Source organism: Polaromonas sp. P3_C2, from assembly GCF_056402675.1.
The window spans coordinates 1-15821 of record NZ_JBFUGX010000023.1 but is presented as its reverse complement, the minus strand read 5'-3'; the positions used below and the strand labels follow the sequence as shown (position 1 = coordinate 15821).

The 15821-nt window shown below is 61.9% G+C and carries 17 protein-coding genes; 11 read left to right on the top strand and 6 right to left on the bottom strand.

All coding sequences use genetic code 11. From position 1 onward, the window contains the following. On the bottom strand, positions 1-664 hold a 664-nt coding region (locus tag AC1DWI_RS02315; RefSeq protein ID WP_477724318.1), incomplete at its 3' end, for a uroporphyrinogen decarboxylase/cobalamine-independent methonine synthase family protein. A gap of 144 nt (positions 665-808) precedes the next feature. Here AC1DWI_RS02315 and AC1DWI_RS02310 point away from each other — a divergent pair. From AC1DWI_RS02310 to AC1DWI_RS02270, 9 genes are all read left to right on the top strand, one after another. Continuing rightward, positions 809-1903 carry an aromatic ring-hydroxylating dioxygenase subunit alpha gene (locus AC1DWI_RS02310; RefSeq protein ID WP_477670474.1) on the top strand — a complete coding sequence of 365 codons (1095 nt, stop codon included), beginning with the start codon at positions 809-811 and terminating at the stop codon, positions 1901-1903. Positions 1904-2008: 105 nt separating this feature from the next. After that, the gene (locus AC1DWI_RS02305; RefSeq protein ID WP_457281942.1) at positions 2009-2713 is read left to right on the top strand and encodes a GntR family transcriptional regulator; all 705 of its coding nucleotides are present in this window, start codon (positions 2009-2011) and stop codon (positions 2711-2713) included. A gap of 110 nt (positions 2714-2823) precedes the next feature. Further along, positions 2824-3810 carry a PDR/VanB family oxidoreductase gene (locus AC1DWI_RS02300; RefSeq protein WP_477724317.1) on the top strand — a complete coding sequence of 329 codons (987 nt, stop codon included), beginning with the start codon at positions 2824-2826 and terminating at the stop codon, positions 3808-3810. A gap of 265 nt (positions 3811-4075) precedes the next feature. Continuing rightward, on the top strand, positions 4076-5248 hold the full coding sequence (locus AC1DWI_RS02295; protein ID WP_457281940.1) for an ABC transporter substrate-binding protein: 1173 nt from the start codon (positions 4076-4078) through the stop codon (positions 5246-5248). Between the two features lie 96 nt (positions 5249-5344). Beyond that, positions 5345-6217: a branched-chain amino acid ABC transporter permease gene (locus tag AC1DWI_RS02290; protein WP_477670471.1), complete on the top strand. Its 873-nt coding sequence runs from the start codon at positions 5345-5347 to the stop codon at positions 6215-6217. Then, the gene (locus AC1DWI_RS02285) at positions 6218-7186 is read left to right on the top strand and encodes a branched-chain amino acid ABC transporter permease (RefSeq protein ID WP_477670470.1); all 969 of its coding nucleotides are present in this window, start codon (positions 6218-6220) and stop codon (positions 7184-7186) included. Continuing rightward, a complete protein-coding gene (locus tag AC1DWI_RS02280; RefSeq protein WP_477670469.1) occupies positions 7183-7962 on the top strand; it encodes an ABC transporter ATP-binding protein in 780 nt (259 codons plus the stop codon). Before AC1DWI_RS02285 ends, AC1DWI_RS02280 begins: the two co-directional genes overlap by 4 nt. Next, a complete protein-coding gene (locus tag AC1DWI_RS02275; RefSeq protein ID WP_477724316.1) occupies positions 7955-8671 on the top strand; it encodes an ABC transporter ATP-binding protein in 717 nt (238 codons plus the stop codon). The genes AC1DWI_RS02280 and AC1DWI_RS02275 overlap by 8 nt, the downstream gene beginning before the upstream one ends. A 241-nt stretch (positions 8672-8912) precedes the next feature. Further along, positions 8913-11243, top strand: coding sequence for an NADP-dependent malic enzyme (locus AC1DWI_RS02270; RefSeq protein WP_477724315.1), 2331 nt, complete (start codon positions 8913-8915; stop codon positions 11241-11243). A 126-nt stretch (positions 11244-11369) separates the two neighbouring features. On the opposite strand, the gene AC1DWI_RS02265 is transcribed toward AC1DWI_RS02270, so the two are convergent. After that, positions 11370-11501 carry a hypothetical protein gene (locus tag AC1DWI_RS02265; protein WP_477698047.1) on the bottom strand — a complete coding sequence of 44 codons (132 nt, stop codon included), beginning with the start codon at positions 11499-11501 and terminating at the stop codon, positions 11370-11372. Here AC1DWI_RS02265 and AC1DWI_RS02260 point away from each other — a divergent pair. Continuing rightward, a complete protein-coding gene (locus AC1DWI_RS02260; protein ID WP_477698046.1) occupies positions 11455-11817 on the top strand; it encodes a guanyl-specific ribonuclease in 363 nt (120 codons plus the stop codon). The two genes, AC1DWI_RS02265 and AC1DWI_RS02260, sit on opposite strands and share 47 nt — an antisense overlap. Before the next feature lie 54 nt (positions 11818-11871). Further along, positions 11872-12321: a barstar family protein gene (locus AC1DWI_RS02255; protein ID WP_348050784.1), complete on the top strand. Its 450-nt coding sequence runs from the start codon at positions 11872-11874 to the stop codon at positions 12319-12321. A gap of 266 nt (positions 12322-12587) precedes the next feature. Here AC1DWI_RS02255 and AC1DWI_RS02250 read toward each other — a convergent pair whose 3' ends face one another. The 4 genes from AC1DWI_RS02250 to AC1DWI_RS02235 all read right to left on the bottom strand — a co-directional run. Beyond that, positions 12588-13289, bottom strand: coding sequence for a glycosyltransferase family 25 protein (locus AC1DWI_RS02250; RefSeq protein WP_477670466.1), 702 nt, complete (start codon positions 13287-13289; stop codon positions 12588-12590). A 17-nt stretch (positions 13290-13306) separates the two neighbouring features. Next, positions 13307-14086: a 16S rRNA (adenine(1518)-N(6)/adenine(1519)-N(6))-dimethyltransferase RsmA gene (rsmA, locus tag AC1DWI_RS02245; RefSeq protein ID WP_477670465.1), complete on the bottom strand. Its 780-nt coding sequence runs from the start codon at positions 14084-14086 to the stop codon at positions 13307-13309. 127 nt (positions 14087-14213) lie between these two features. After that, entirely contained in the window at positions 14214-15632 is a 1419-nt protein-coding gene (locus AC1DWI_RS02240; RefSeq protein WP_477670464.1) for a peptidylprolyl isomerase, read from the bottom strand. Next, positions 15625-15821, bottom strand: a 197-nt coding sequence (locus tag AC1DWI_RS02235) for a hypothetical protein (protein ID WP_477724314.1), incomplete at its 5' end; no start/stop codon positions are given. The genes AC1DWI_RS02235 and AC1DWI_RS02240, both read right to left, overlap by 8 nt.

Sequence of the window (15821 nt, the reverse complement as noted above, 5' to 3'; positions counted from 1 at the left end):
CGTAGCGGTGCGGCAGCTCATTAGGGTCGTCGCCGCGCTGGCGCGCCGCCTCACGCATTTTCTCGTCGCACAGGTAGGCCAGGTTGGTGTCGTCCATCTGCACATAAGTGCAACCGGCCGCGGCCAGGCTGCGCAACTCGTCGCCATAGGCTTTTGCCACGTCGTCGTAGAAAGCCGGATCGAGTTCGGGATAAGCCTCCTTGCTGATGCCGGCGCGGCCGCCGCGAAAGTGCAGCATCGTGGGCGAGGGAATGGTGACCTTGGGCGTGTTGCCCGCACTGACCTGGCTTTTCAGGTACTGGAAGTCGGCGAGCTGGATGTCCTTGACGTGGCGCACCTTGTCAATCACGCGCATCACCGGCGGCGCCAGTTCCATGCTGCCGTCGGGCCGCTGGATGGTGACCGGGATGTCGGTCTTCACGCCGCCGATCTGCTCCAGGAAGTCGATGTGGAAATAAGTGCGGCGGAATTCGCCGTCGGTAATGCTTTTGAGGCCCACGTCTTCCTGGAACTTCACGATTTCGGTGATGGCCTGGTCTTCGACCTTGCGCAGTTGTTCGGGCGTGATCTGGCCCTTGGCTTTTTGCTCGCGGGCTTCCAGCAGGTACTGCGGGCGCAGAAAGCTGCCGACATGGTCATAACGGGCGGGTAGCTTGGCGGTCATGGGAAAGTCTCCATCGGTTGCAGGCACAAACCCCCATGGTATTCCAGCAAAATCACCCCTCATTGGATACAGAAACTCCGTATTTTCCCTGAATTTCTCTATTTTTCTTGGCATTTTGGCAATTTGTGTATACATTAAGTATCCATGAATGCCCAGAAATCGACTTTCCCCCTGAACGCCTGGTATGCCGCCGCTTATGACGTAGAGGTGGGCCGCACGCTGCTGGCGCGCACGATCTGCAAACAGAAGGTGGTGATGTTCCGCCGCACCGACGGCCAGGTCGCCGTACTGGAAGACGCCTGCTGGCACCGGCTGCTGCCGCTGTCCATGGGCACGCTGAACGGCGACGAGGTGACCTGCGGTTACCACGGCCTGGTCTATAACGCCCAAGGCCGCTGCACCCACATGCCCAGCCAGGAAACGCTGAACCCCTCGGCCTGCGTGCGCGCGTTTCCGGTGGTGGAAAAGCACCGCTTTGTCTGGATCTGGCCCGGCGACCCGGCCAAGGCCGACCCGGCGCTGGTGCCCGACATGCACTGGAACGACGACGCAGACTGGGCCGGCGACGGCAAGCTGATCACGGTGAAGTGCGACTACCGCCTGGTCGTCGACAACCTGATGGACCTGACCCACGAAACCTTTGTGCACGGCTCCAGCATCGGCCAGCGCGCCGTGGCCGAGGCGCCCTTTGTAGCCACGCACGGCGACCGCACGGCCACCGTCACGCGCTGGATGGAAAAAATCGACGCACCGCCGTTCTGGGCCGGGCAGATCGAGCATGCGCGCGGCTACAGGGGCAAGGTGGATCGCTGGCAGATCATCAAATTCGAAGCGCCCTGCACTGTGAACATCGACGTCGGCGTAGCCGAAGCCGGATCAGGCGCGCCACCCAAGGACGGCCAGCCGGGCGACCGCAGCAAGGGCGTCAATGGTTTTGTGCTGAACACGGTGACGCCAGAAACAGACGGCAGCTGCCACTACTTCTGGGCTTTCGCACGCAACTACTGCCTGGGTGAGCAGCGCCTGACGCACCAGCTGCGCGAGGGCGTGGCCGGCATCTTCCGCGAGGACGAACATGTGCTGGAGGCCCAGCAAATCGCCATCGACGAACACCCGGACCACCAGTTCTACAACCTCAACATCGATGCCGGCTCGATGTGGGCACGCCGCCTGATAGACGGACTGATCGCGAAAGAAAAACCACCAGCGCCTGTCATCGCTATCCGGCTGGCGGCCTGAGGCGGGGTCATTTTTATGCGAACCACAATCAATGCTATCAATTCAGTAGCTGCCGGCGCAGATTCTGACAGGGGTACAGGCCAAAACAGCCTTGAAAGTGCCCAGGTGCGGGCGCAGCTTCAGCTTCGCGAGATGATCCTGGCCGGCGAGTTGCCCGGCGGCGCGCGCATTGCCGAGCTGTCCATCGTTGAAAAGCTCGGCTTCTCGCGCACACCGATCCGCGCGGCATTGATGCGGCTGGAGCAGGAAGGCCTGCTGGAGTCGCTGCCCAATGGGGGCTACGCCGTGCGCACGTTTTCCGAACGCGATGTGTCCGAAGCGATCGAACTGCGCGGCACCATTGAAGGACTGTCGGCGCGGCTGGCCGCCGAGCGAGGCGCACCCACCGTGGTGCTGAACGAAGCCCGCGAATGCCTGGGCAAGATTGATGCGGTGCTCAGCCAGCCTGCGCTGGACGATGAGGCTTTCTCTTCCTACGTCGCGCTGAACGAACGGTTTCATGAACTGCTGGGTGAAATGGCTGGCAGCAGCGTGATTGCCAAGGAACTCGAACGCGTGTTCAGCCTGCCCTTTGCGTCGCCTTCGGGTTTCGTGGTGGTGCAGGCCAATTCCCCGGGCGCGCGCGACATGCTGGTTGTGGCGCAAGACCAGCACCGCCAGGTGCTCGACGCCATTGAGCAGCGCGAAGGCTCGCGCGCCGAAGCGATCATGCGCGAGCACTCACGCCTGGCCCAGCGCAACCTGCGCGCTGCCGTGGCCAGCCACAACCTGGACCAGATGCCTGGCGTGCGTCTAATTAGAAAGAAATGACGTTCCCCCCGAAGCGGCCTGCGGCCGCCTCCCCCCAGGGGGCGCCACCAGTGGCCCGGCAAAGCCGGTTCCACGGCGACCCTCGAATTGAAGAGATCACGGAAAACTGAATGAAAGCCACCTCCAGCTGGACCGATGCGGTCATTGAATCTTTTGAGGACCTCACGCCCACCGTGCGCGAGTTTCGCATCCGGCCCACGGGTGACGCAGCCACCGTGCAGCGCCACGAACCCGGCAGCCACCTGCAGGTGCAGCTGCTGGTGGACGGCAAGCCGCAGCTGCGCTCTTACTCGCTGGTTGGCGAGACCGATGCGCAAACGTATCGCATCGCCGTGAAGCGGCTGGACGACGGCCGCGGCGGTTCGCGCGCGATGTGGCAGCTGGCCGCCGGCGACCGGCTGCAGGTGAGCGGCCCACGCAACCATTTCCCGCTGGACTTCAACGCGCCAGCCTACCTGCTGGTGGCCGGCGGCATAKGTATCACGCCGCTGGTCGGCATGGCCGAAGTGCTGGCCGCCCGCTGTGCGCAGTCGGGCCGGCCGCTGCGCATGCTGTATGGCACGCGCAGTGAATCTGAACTGGCTTACGGCGAAACACTGCGGGCTTGCCTGGGCGAACGGCTTCATGTGGCCGTCGACGCGCGCATCGACTTTGCCGGCGAGATTGCGGCGCTGCCGGCGGGCGCGCAAATGTACGTCTGCGGTCCGGTGCCCATGCTGGACGCCGCGCGCCATGCCTGGGAGGCCTCGGGCCGGCCAGCGACTGACCTGCGTTACGAGACCTTCGGCAACAGCGGGCGGTATGCGCCGCAGGCTTTCCGGGTGCTGATTCCGCGCCACGCGCTGGACATCACCGTGCCGGCCGGTTGCAGCCTGCTGGACGCGCTGGAGCAGGCGGGCGTGGAAGCGGTGTCCGACTGCAAGCGCGGCGAATGCGGCCTGTGCACGCTGGACGTGCTGGCGGTGGACGGCGAGATCGACCACCGCGACGTCTTTCTGAGCGAGCACGAGAAACAGCAAAACACGCGCTTGTGCGCCTGTGTCTCGCGCGTGGTCGGTTCGGTGACGCTGGATTCTTCCTACCGGCCCGACGCGTGAGGGGACAACTTGTGTGCGATCACCGGGTCATGCGCGCGATGATCGCACAATCGACCGCGAATCAGCAGTGACCCCGTGAGCGGCAACCCACACAATGAAGCCWTGGAGGGCATGGAGGTCATGGCCGATGTGTTCACATATCGAACATTTGTGCTGATACCGCACTCATACTAGACTCGCACCGGTTTGCAACCCGATGCCGGCAACCTGAACTCCGCCGCGTTTGACGCAGCAGCAAGAACTGAAAACCACCCAGGAGACAAGCATGAAAAAACGTACCTTCCTCACCGCCGCCGCGCTGTCGGCCGCGGCACTTGCCGCCGCCCCGGCACTGGCCCAGGACAACACCTTCAAGATCGGCCTGATCCTGCCGATGACGGGCCAGCAGGCCACCACGGGCCGGCAGATCGAGGCGGCCGTACGGCTTTACATGGCGCAGAACGGCGACAGCGTGGCGGGCAAGAAAATCCAGCTGATCGTGAAGGACGACACCTCGCTGCCGGACACCACACGCCGCCTGGCGCAGGAGCTGGTGGTCAACGACAAGGTCAACGTGCTGGCAGGCTTTGGCATCACGCCCTCGGCCCTGGCCACCGCGCCCATTGCGACGCAGTCCAAGACACCCATGGTGGTGATGGCCGCGGCAACATCCAGCATCACGCAGGCCTCCCCCTACATCGTGCGCAGCAGCTTCACCTTGCCGCAGGTTTCGGTCGCGCTGGCTGACTGGGCGCCCAAGAACGGCATCAAGACGGTGGTCACGCTGGTGTCCGATTACGGCCCCGGCATTGATGCCGAAAAATTCTTCAAGGACCGCCTGACCTTCAACGGCGGCCAGGTGACCGACGCGCTACGCGTGCCGCTGCGCAATCCCGACTTCGCGCCCTTCCTGCAAAAGGTGCGAGACAACAAGCCCGATGCGCTCTTCGTCTTTGTGCCCTCGGGCGCGGGCGCCGCGGTAATGAAGCAGTTTCTCGAACGCGGCCTGGACAAGGCCGGCATCCGGCTGATCGCCACCGGCGACGTGACGGACGACGACCAGCTCAACGACATGGGTGACGGCGCGATCGGCGTGGTGACCTCCCACCACTATTCGGCGGCGCACCCCTCGGCCATGAACAAAAAATTCGTGGAAGCGTTTGCCAAAGCCAACAAGGGCCTGCGCCCCAACTTCATGGCCGTGGGTGGCTATGACGGCATGCGGGTAATTTACGAGGCGCTCAAAACCAGCAAGGGCCAGGGTGGCGGCGACGCGCTGCTCGAAGCCATGAAGGGCCAGCTCTTTGAAAGCCCGCGCGGCAAGATCTTCATCGACGCACAGACGCGCGACATCGTGCAGGACGTCTATCTGCGCAAGGTCGAGAAGAAGGACGGGCAACTCTACAACGTGGAGTTTGACGTGATCAAGGACGTCAAGGACCCAGGGAAGAACAAGTAACCCCCCGAAGCGCCGCTTCGCGGCGCCTCCCCCCCTGCTGGGGGCAACCTCTGCGGCCCGGCAAAGCCGGTTCCGCGCCGTTCCTTGCGAAGATAAATGCTCACGATTCTTTTCGACGGTATCGCTTACGGCATGCTGCTGTTCATTCTGGCGGTGGGACTGGCGGTGACCATGGGCCTGATGAATTTCATCAACCTCGCGCATGGTGCTTTCGCGATGGCCGGCGGCTACATCACCGTGTTGCTGATGCAGCACTTCGGCGTGCCTTTTTTGCTGTGCCTGCCGCTGGCCTTCGCCGGCTCGGCGCTGCTGGGCGCTGTACTGGAGCGCACGCTGTACCGGCCGCTGTACAACAAGCCGCACCTGGACCAGGTGCTGTTTTCGATCGGCCTGGTGTTCATGGCGGTGGCCAGCGTGGACTACTTCGTCGGCTCGACGCAGCAGATCGTGCAGCTGCCCCAATGGCTCAAGGGCCGCACCGAGATTGGCAGCGGCGCCTGGATGCTGGGCATGGGCCACTACCGGCTGTTCATCATTGCGGTGTGCGCCGCGCTCACGCTGGGCCTGCAATTCGTGCTGACTCGCACACGCTTCGGCAGCCGCTTGCGTGCCTCGGTGGACGACCAGCGCGTGGCGGCCGGCCTGGGCATCAACGTCAACCTGGTGTTCCTTTCGACCTTCGCCGTCGGCTCGGGACTGGCCGGCCTGGGCGGCGCGCTGGGCGCCGAAGTGCTGGGGCTGGACCCGAGCTTTCCGCTCAAGTTCATGATTTACTTCCTGATCGTGGTGGCCGTGGGCGGCACCACGTCGATCACTGGGCCGCTGCTGGCCGCGCTGCTGCTGGGCATTGCCGATGTGGCGGGCAAGTACTACATCCCCAAGCTGGGGGCCTTCATCGTTTACAGCCTGATGATCGCGATCCTGATCTGGCGGCCGCAGGGCCTCTTTGTGCGCAAGGGTGGCAGATAAATGAACACTCAAACGTCCCTGCTCAAAAACAGCCGCTGGAAGCTCTGGGAACCGGTGCTCTGGCTCGCCGCCTTCGCCGCGCCGGTGGTGATGCCCAGCCACGCGTCCATCATCAATGAGATCGCCATCGTCGCGCTGTTCGCGGTGTCGCTGGATCTGGTGCTGGGTTACACCGGCATCGTCTCGCTGGGCCATGCAGCCTTCTTCGGCATAGGCGGCTATGCGGCGGCGCTGTTCGCCAAGCTGGTGATGCCGGACCCGCTGGTGGGCCTGGCGGTGGGCATCGCCACCGCCACGCTGCTGGGTGCTGTGTGTTCACTCACCATCCAGCGCGGCAGCGACCTGACACGGCTCATGGTGACACTGGGCGTGGCGCTTATCCTGCTGGAGCTGGCCAACAAACTTGACTGGCTGACCGGTGGCGCCGATGGCCTGCAGGGCGTGGTCATGGGCCCGCTGCTGGGCCGCTTCGAGTTTGACCTGTCGGGCCGCACCGCCGCCTATTACTCGCTGGCCGTGCTGCTCATTTTGTTTGTGCTGATGCGTCGCCTCGTGCATTCGCCGCTGGGCGCGACACTCAAGGCGATACGCGACAACCGCCTGCGCGCCATGGCCATCGGCATTCCAGTCGCTTCACGGCTGGCGGTGGTCTATACGGTGGCGGCCGGCGTCGCGGGCGCCGCGGGAGCGTTGATGACGCAAACCACCGGCTTTGCCTCGCTGGATTTGTTTGAGTTTCATCGTTCGGCCGATGTGCTGCTGATCCTGGTGGTTGGCGGTGCGGGCTGGCTGTACGGGGGTGTGGCCGGGGCGATTGTGTTCAAGCTGATGCAGGACGCGCTGTCGTCCATCACGCCGCAGTACTGGACCTTCTGGATAGGCCTCTTCCTGGTGGTGCTGGTGCTGGTGGGGCGCGAGCGCCTGGTCCGGCCCTGGGCATGGCTGCCCAAGCGCGGAGGCCAGCCATGAGCGCGGCGCCGCACAGCGACGCGGTACTGTCCGCGCAAGGGCTGGTGATGCGCTTCGGTGGCATTGCCGCCACCAACAACGTGAGCCTGAACCTGCGTCGCGGCGCGCGCCATGCGCTGATAGGGCCGAACGGTGCGGGCAAGACCACGCTGGTCAACCTGCTGACGGGCGTTCTGCAGCCGACCGAAGGCCGCATCTTCCTCGATGGCGAAGACATTACGCGGCTGGCGCCGCACCAGCGCGTCAAGCGCGGGATGGTGCGCACCTTCCAGATCAACCAGCTCTTCGATTCGCTCACGCCGCTGGAAACGCTGGCACTGACCGTATCGCAGCAAGCGGGGCTCGGCGCGAAATGGTGGCAGGCGCTGGGGCGCAACCAGCGCGTGGCCGAGCGCTGCGAACAGTTGCTGGAGCAGTTTCACCTGACCGGAGTGATGGACCAGCCGACCCGCATGCTGGCCTACGGGAAGCGCCGCCTGCTGGAAATCGCCGTGGCGCTGGCCTGCGAGCCGCGCGTGCTGCTGCTCGACGAACCCGTGGCCGGTGTGCCGGCCGGCGAGCGCGAAGAACTGCTGCAGACCGTGGCCGCACTGCCCGCTGACGTGTCGGTACTGCTGATCGAGCACGACATGGACCTGGTGTTCAGCTTCGCCACCACCATGACGGTACTGGTCAACGGCACGCTGCTGACCGAAGGCACGCCTGAGGAGATCGCGGCCGACCCTCAGGTCAAGGCGGTCTATCTGGGCCATGGCGAAGAGGTGGCTCATGGCTGAACTGCTCAAGGTCGACAAACTGCGCGCCGGCTACGGTGAGGCGGTGGTGCTGCACGAGGTGTCGTTCACGCTGGGCGAGGGACAGACGCTCGCGCTGCTGGGCCGCAACGRCACCGGCAAAACCACGCTGATCAACACACTGGCAGGCGCGACGCGGCAGCACGGCGGCGCCATCTCGTTCGGGGCGGGCGCATCCATGGTCGCGTTGCACCATTTGCCCTCGCACGAACGCGCGGCGGCCGGCATAGGCTGGGTGCCGCAGGAGCGCAATATCTTCAAGTCGCTGACGGTGCACGAGAACCTGACGGCGGTGGCGCGCCCGGGCAAATGGAACCCCGATGGCGTGTACGCCATGTTCCCGCGCCTGGCCGAGCGAAAGGGCAACCTGGGCACGCAGCTGTCGGGCGGCGAGCAGCAGATGCTGGCTGTGGGCCGTGCGCTGGTACTCAACCCGAAGCTGCTGCTGCTCGACGAACCGCTGGAGGGCCTGGCGCCCATCATCGTGGAGGAGCTGCTGCGCGCCATACGCCGCATCACGCGCGAAGAGGGCCTGAGCGCCATCATCGTGGAGCAGCACCCGCAGGCCATTCTGGCGATTTCCGACAGCGCCGTGGTGCTGGACCGCGGCATGGTGGTCCACACCGGAACGGCCCAGGCGTTGCGCGAGCAGCCCGAGCGCCTGGACCATTTGCTGGGTGTTGCGCGCTGAGCGGCGCAGGCCCGCCAACCTGGCTTTTTTTATTTCGCGCTTAAAGCGCTCAAAAAACGGCTACGCGCCGCCATCGTGAATGAGCTACGCGGCAAAGCGGCTTTCTGTGCTGAAAAGTCAAAAGCAAAGCACCTTTTTGCGTAGATTCACTTACTAGGGTTTTCCCCTCCGACGGCCTACAATCGCAGACCTTACAAGAAATTGACGGTCGACCCGACCGTTTCCGCTGGAGACCTTGCTGATGCCGACACCCCCCACCGCGACGCCCAATAGCACTGAAGCCAATCGCGAAGAAAAACGCGCCGAATTGCGCAGCGCCGCACTTGAATACCACGAGTTTCCGACCCCGGGCAAGATCGCCATCGCAGCGACCAAACAGCTGACCAACCAGCGCGACCTGGCCCTGGCTTATTCCCCAGGCGTCGCGGCACCTTGCGAAGAAATCGTCAAGGACCCGAACAACGCCTTCAAGTACACCAGCCGCGGCAACCTTGTGGCTGTCGTGACCAACGGCACCGCCGTGCTGGGGCTGGGCGACATCGGCCCGCTGGCCTCCAAGCCGGTCATGGAAGGCAAGGGCGTACTGTTCAAGAAGTTCGCCGGCGTGGATGTTTTCGACATTGAGATCGACGAAAAAGACCCGGCCAAGCTGGTCGACATCATTGCTTCGCTGGAGCCGACCTTCGGCGCCATCAACCTTGAAGACATCAAGGCGCCCGACTGTTTTTATATCGAGCGTGAGCTGCGCAAGCGCATGAAGATCCCGGTCTTCCATGATGACCAGCACGGTACCGCCATCACCGTGGGCGCGGCCGTCCTGAATGCGCTCAAGGTTGTCGGCAAAGGTCCGGGGCAAGTCAAGCTCGTGACGTCCGGCGCGGGCGCGGCCGCCCTGGCTTGCCTGAACCTGTTGCTCAAGCTGGGCATCYAGCGCGAAAACGTGTTCGTGACCGATCTGGCTGGCGTGGTCTACGAAGGCCGCACCGAGCTGATGGACGAAGACAAGATCCAGTTCGCGCAGAAGACCGATGCACGCACGCTTGCCGACGTCATCGCTGGCGCGGACATCTTCCTGGGCCTTTCCGCCGGCGGCGTGCTCAAGAAAGACATGGTCGCCAAAATGGCCGCCAAGCCCATCATCCTGGCGCTGGCCAATCCCAATCCCGAGATCACGCCGGAGGACGTCCGGACCGTGCGCGACGACGCCATCATGGCGACCGGCCGCACCGACTACCCGAATCAGGTCAACAACGTCCTGTGCTTTCCCTACATCTTCCGCGGCGCACTGGATGCCGGAGCATCCACCATCACCGTCGAGATGGAAATCGCGGCTGTACACGCCATAGCCGAGCTGGCGCAGGCCGAGCAAAGTGAAGTCGTGGCAGCCGCCTACGTGGGTGAAAAGCTGGCGTTCGGGCCCGAATACCTGATTCCCAAGCCTTTCGATCCGCGCCTCATGATGAAGATCGCGCCCGCCGTCGCACAGGCGGCGGCCGACAGCGGCGTGGCCCTGCGGCCCATTCAGGACATGAACGCTTACCGCGAACGGCTGCAAAGCTTTGTCTACGCCTCGGGCACGGTGATGAAACCGATTTTCGCGGCCGCCAAGGCCGCCAGCCGCAAGCGTGTGGCCTATGCCGAGGGCGAGGAAGAACGCGTGCTGCGCGCCTGCCAGATCGTGGTGGACGAAGGACTCGCACGCCCGACACTGATTGGCCGACCCGCCATCATTGCCCAGCGCATCGAAAAATTCGGCCTGCGCCTKAAGGAGGAGCTCGACTACGACGTGGTCAATGTCGAGCAGGATCATCGCTACCGCGACTTCTGGCAAACCTATCACCGCCTCATGGAACGCCGTGGTGTGACGGTGCAGATCGCCAAAATCGAAATGCGCCGCCGCCTCACATTGATCGCCGGCATGTTGCTGCACAAAGGCGACGTGGACGGGCTGATTTGCGGTACCTGGGGCACGACGGCCCATCATCTGGACTATCTGGATCAGGTCATCGGCAAGCGCGAAGGCGTCAACACCTATGCCTGCATGAACGGCTTGTTGCTTCCGGGGCGCCAGGTGTTCCTGCTCGATACGCACGTCAACTGCGATCCGACTGCGGAGCAGCTCGCGGAGATCACCACCATGGCGGCCGAGGAAATGATGCGCTTTGGCATCAAACCGAAGGCGGCTCTGCTGTCGCATTCGAATTTTGGATCTTCCAACTTGCCCAGCGCCCTGAAAATGCGCCGCACGCTGGAGTTGCTGCGCGAAAAAGCGCCGTGGCTTGAAGTTGATGGGGAGATGCATGGCGACATGGCACTGGACGCCGATGCGCGCGCCCTCATCATGCCGAACAGCACCCTGACGGGTGAGGCCAACCTCCTGGTACTGCCCAATATTGATGCAGCGAACATTTCCTACAACCTGCTGAAAACAGCGGCGGGTGGCAATATCGCCATCGGCCCGGTTTTGCTGGGAGCAAACAAGCCCATGCACATCCTGACTGCTACGGCAACGGTGCGCCGTATTGTCAACATGACCGCATTGACGGTCGCGGATGCCAATGCGAGTCGATAAGCAAAAATTAGATAGCTAGCACTAACTTAGTGTATCAATGACCTCTCTCTTTACTGCCTAAATTTTCAGCATCCACTTGCGTTTTTTAGCCACATGCGGCAAACTACCTCTCTTGAAATTTAAGGGTTAACCCGAAAAATCGGCGGGTAACTCTGGATTCGAGAAAAAGGTTTTTTTCATGTTGCGCAATGGGTGGGCGGCCAAAACGGCCATGTTGCTGGTTTTGGCAACCGGTCTGGCCGGGTCAATCCCCAGCATGGTGCAGGCAAAGGGCCCGGTTCCGATCGGGACCATAGCGACCGTCCAATTGCCCCCCCAGGGACGCGACATGATGGTGCTGATCTACCAAGGCGGGCCTTTCAAGCATGAAAAGGACGGCGTGGTGTTTGGGAACCGGGAACGACTTCTACCGGCTCAAAGTCGCGGTTACTACCGTGAATACACCGTCAGAACGCCCGGTGAGCGCAGCCGGGGAGCCCGGCGCATCGTTTGTGGTGGCTTGAAACCTGTCGCACCTGATGCCTGTTATTACACCGACGATCACTATGCGAGTTTTCGCAAAATCGTTCAATAAATTGAACTGTGATCGTTATTTTGAGTTTTTGACTTAAGAGAAAGAGTAGCGGAGATGGATACACCACTTCGTCGGGACAACGAAACGCCTTTGCGCAAGGACGGTGAAACGCCCTTGCGCGGCGTACGTCCCAATATCGTTCAATCCATACGGGCCTTCCGGGTGCAAGACCTGCAGGATGCCGCGACACATTTAAACCAGCATTTCCTGTACGCCAACCTGGGCAACGCCCAGAGCAAGCAGGACGTGCTGGACATGATTGCGGCGCAGTACACCTTTCCGGCGCATTTCGGCAAAAACTTCGACGCACTGTACGACTGCATGACGGACCTGGTCCACAAGTCAGGCCCGCAGCCCGGCTTTATTGTCGTGCTCGAGCAAATTCCGGCCAACGCCAAATTTGACAAGGAAGCGCGCGAGCAGTTGCTCGACATCTTCCGGGATGCCTCTGATTACTGGGCGGATCGCAAGATACCGTTCAGATGTTTCTATTCTTTTCTGTAGCCCGCTCCCCAGACATTGGCCAAGGGGATCGGGCGAATGAGGCCCAGCAAGCAACCGCGGAAGGCGAAGAAGTCATGCCGACCGACAAATTGGTAGACGTGTCGCCACTGGCGTTGCGCATGAGCAGCCCGTTTAATGCGGGTTACTGGCTGGCAGCTGCCTGAAAAAAGGCACGCTGTCCGGTTCACAAAAGGCCCGCTTGTTGCGGGCTTTTTTTCGCCAGGCCGGAAGTTAAAGACAACGGCCGCATCCGACGGCGCCGCGACTTAAAACATGTAGTAAAGAATGCGGTGAAAATATTTGCTGATATCAATCGGGATGCGCACCAGCATCAGCTGAAGACGCGCGATGCCGGACAATCGCGGTCGAACCCGATGGCCGATTTGCGTGTCGGTTCCCGCCTGGCGGACCGGATAGGGCAACAAGGCATAGGTATTGATACCGTGTAAATGCCTCGCCTCCATAAAGTCGTCAACGGCCATGTAAAACCGCGCTGATCGCCGTATCAACTCCGCGGCCTCCAGCGGTCCCAGCACATAAGCCGCCGCGCCGGAAGGGTCACCCCAATACTTTGCGTACGGTGTGTCGCCGATGAATTTGTGCCGTTTCTCAAAAACGCCTGCGAGCCTGACCATTGGATACGGTGCCAATTCAAGCTGGGCGAGCAACGCCGTACTTAGCGTTGGAATTAATACGTCATCTTCCAGCACCAGGCATTTTCCGCCCTCGGCCAGCACTGCTCTCCAGGCATCCCGATGCGCGAGAAAACAGCCGACCTCCCCCGGCGACATGCTGTAACCATAACGAATCAGGCGCGCACTTTCGCTGTAACCAACCTCGGCCAGCCGTCCTGGGTCGACTCGCACACCATCAATCAGGCTATAGCGCAGCCCCAGCGCCATCATTTGCCGGTCAATATTCGCTCGCCTGGTGGTCGCCTCGGGAAGTGAGATGACAAATATCTTCATATCAGGTGTACCGACAGCTAATTGCGCAGTTGCGCTACGCTCCGCGCCAGGGCCACATACTCGGTCACCCCGACTTCTTCAGCGCGTCGCTTGACATCAAACTGCCCGCCAAAACCGTGGCTGTCCAGCCACTTTCCCAAGGTGTGACGCAGCAACTTGCGGCGCTGGCTAAAGGCGACCTGCACCAGCTCACTCAGGAGTTTGACGTCCAGCGCCACAGGCGCTGCATGCGGCACCATGCGCACCACGGCGCTATCGACCCGCGGCGGCGGATCGAAACTGTGCGGCGGCACGAACAGCACATTTTCCATCGCGTAGCGCCACTGCAGCATCACGCTGAGCCGGCCATAATCGCTGGTAGCTGGCACCGCCACCATCCGGTCTATCACTTCTTTTTGCAACATGAAGTGCTGGTCTTCTATGACCTCCACGGCATCCAGCAAATGAAACAGGATGGGTGTAGAGATGTTGTAGGGGAGATTGCCGACCACCCGAAGTTTTTGCCCTTCGGCACAGGCCGTTCGCGCCAGCTGGCGGACATCCACTTTCAACACGTCGGACTCAACCACGGCAAGCTGGGGGTGCAATCGCAACTGACGGGCAAGATCGCGGTCCAGCTCAATGACCGTCAAGTGCCCCACCCGTTCAACCAGGGGTTGGGTCAGCGCAGCCAATCCAGGCCCGATCTCCACCATGGCCTGTCCTGGACGTGGAGCAATCGCCTGCACAATCCCCTCAATGACGCCTTGATCCGTCAGGAAATGCTGGCCAAAACGCTTGCGCGGAATATGTTTCACATTGGGGGCGACCTAAAGCCGCCAGACTGGCATACAAACAAGGCTGCCGTTTCTTGGAGAAGTCACCCGGAAAGTTGACCCGCCCACGCAGCGCGAATGGAACCTTAAGGAAGGCCTGAGGCGATCTTCACAGCTGCGGTGCGTCACGGTACTCCACATAGGCGCGGCCCCGAATCTCCTGGATCCACAGTGCATAGGCTTCGTTTTGCTTTTTCTCGCGCAGCACACCGCGTGCCATCTCCCGCTGTTCACGTTGCGATAGCTGGGTCTCGCGGCGTTCAAGTACCTGAATAAGATGGACGCCAAAACGGGATACCAAGGGATCCGAGACCTGATTGGGTGCCAGCCCGTTCATGACTTTCTCGAACTCAGGCACAAACATGCCGGTGCTTGCCCAGCCGAGGTCACCGCCTTCCTTTGCGGAGGCATCGTCGCTGTTCTCACGTGCGAGTGCCGCGAAATCAGCCTGCCCGGCCTGGATGCGTCTTTTAAAACCCGCCAGCTTCTCCACCGCGGCGGCTTCACTGAGCTGTGGCGTCAACCGGAGCAGGATATGCCTGGCATGGGTTTGTGCCACCATCATGCTGGGCATGCCGCCTTGCCGTTTTTCGATGACTTTGAGGATGTGAAATCCCGCCCCGCTTCGAACCGGCCCCGCGAGACCTCCCGCCTGCAATTTGCTTGTCGCCTCAACAAAGAGATCAGGATAGCGGTCTGCAGTCCGCAGCCCCATCAGGCCACCTGAAGCGCGCGTGGGAGACGCTGAAACTTCGGCGGCCAGCGCCGTGAAGTCGGCACCGTTGCGGGCACGGTCCATCACCTGCTGGGCCTTGGCCTGCAGTGCTGCGACTTGATCGGGCGTGGCATTTTCCGGCACGGCCACCAGAATTTCCGCGAGGTTGAGAGCCAGCGAAGACGATGGGGTGCCGCCATCCTGATCACGCAGAAATTGGTCGACTTCCTGCTCCGTAACCGTCGCACGCGCCTCCAGTTCTCGCTGGCGCAGGCGGCTGACCAAAAGCTCGTCCCTCAATTCCGAGCGGAATTGGGCATAGTCAATCCTGTCCGCTTTCAGGCGGTTGCGCAGCTCGTCGACCGTGATCTGGTTTTGGCTGGCGACGGTCTGGACCGCAGCTTCGACGGCATTGTCATCGACCCGCAGGCCCGAATTGCGCGCCATTTGCAGCTGCGCCTTGTCGCTGATCAGGCGTTCCAGAATTTGTCCGACCATTTCACTGCGCGGCGGCACTGTCGCGCCCATCTGAAGCATTTGTTGCTCGGTCCGAATCAACTTGCTTCGAACCTCATTATTGGTAATGGGTTCGGAGTTGACCACGGCAACAATGAAGTCAGCCTGCCGCTGCGCGCTTCCTTGCGCCGACGCAGTCCGGGAGCCCGTGGCCGCGTCGGGCAGGCGCAATGTACCCGATGGCCGCAACCCCTGCGCCTGAGCACCCACCATCAGCACAATCGACAATGCCAAGGCCGTTGTGGCGGCTTGAATGGAGTTCAAAAGGAATCTTGAGACGGCGCGGTTATTAGTCATAAGTAGTAAAGCGGCTTGGCGTGCTGGTATTCTCACGCAGATATTGGTAACGTGGAACATTCGACTTCAGGGTTTCCAGGGGGTTGGAGCCGAGGCGCGAAAACCCCACAAGTTCAAGCTGGAACAGGATTTTCGTATCCGAGCTTCCGGTCCCGGTTTGAGAGCGCTGCAGAACCACGCGCCCTATCC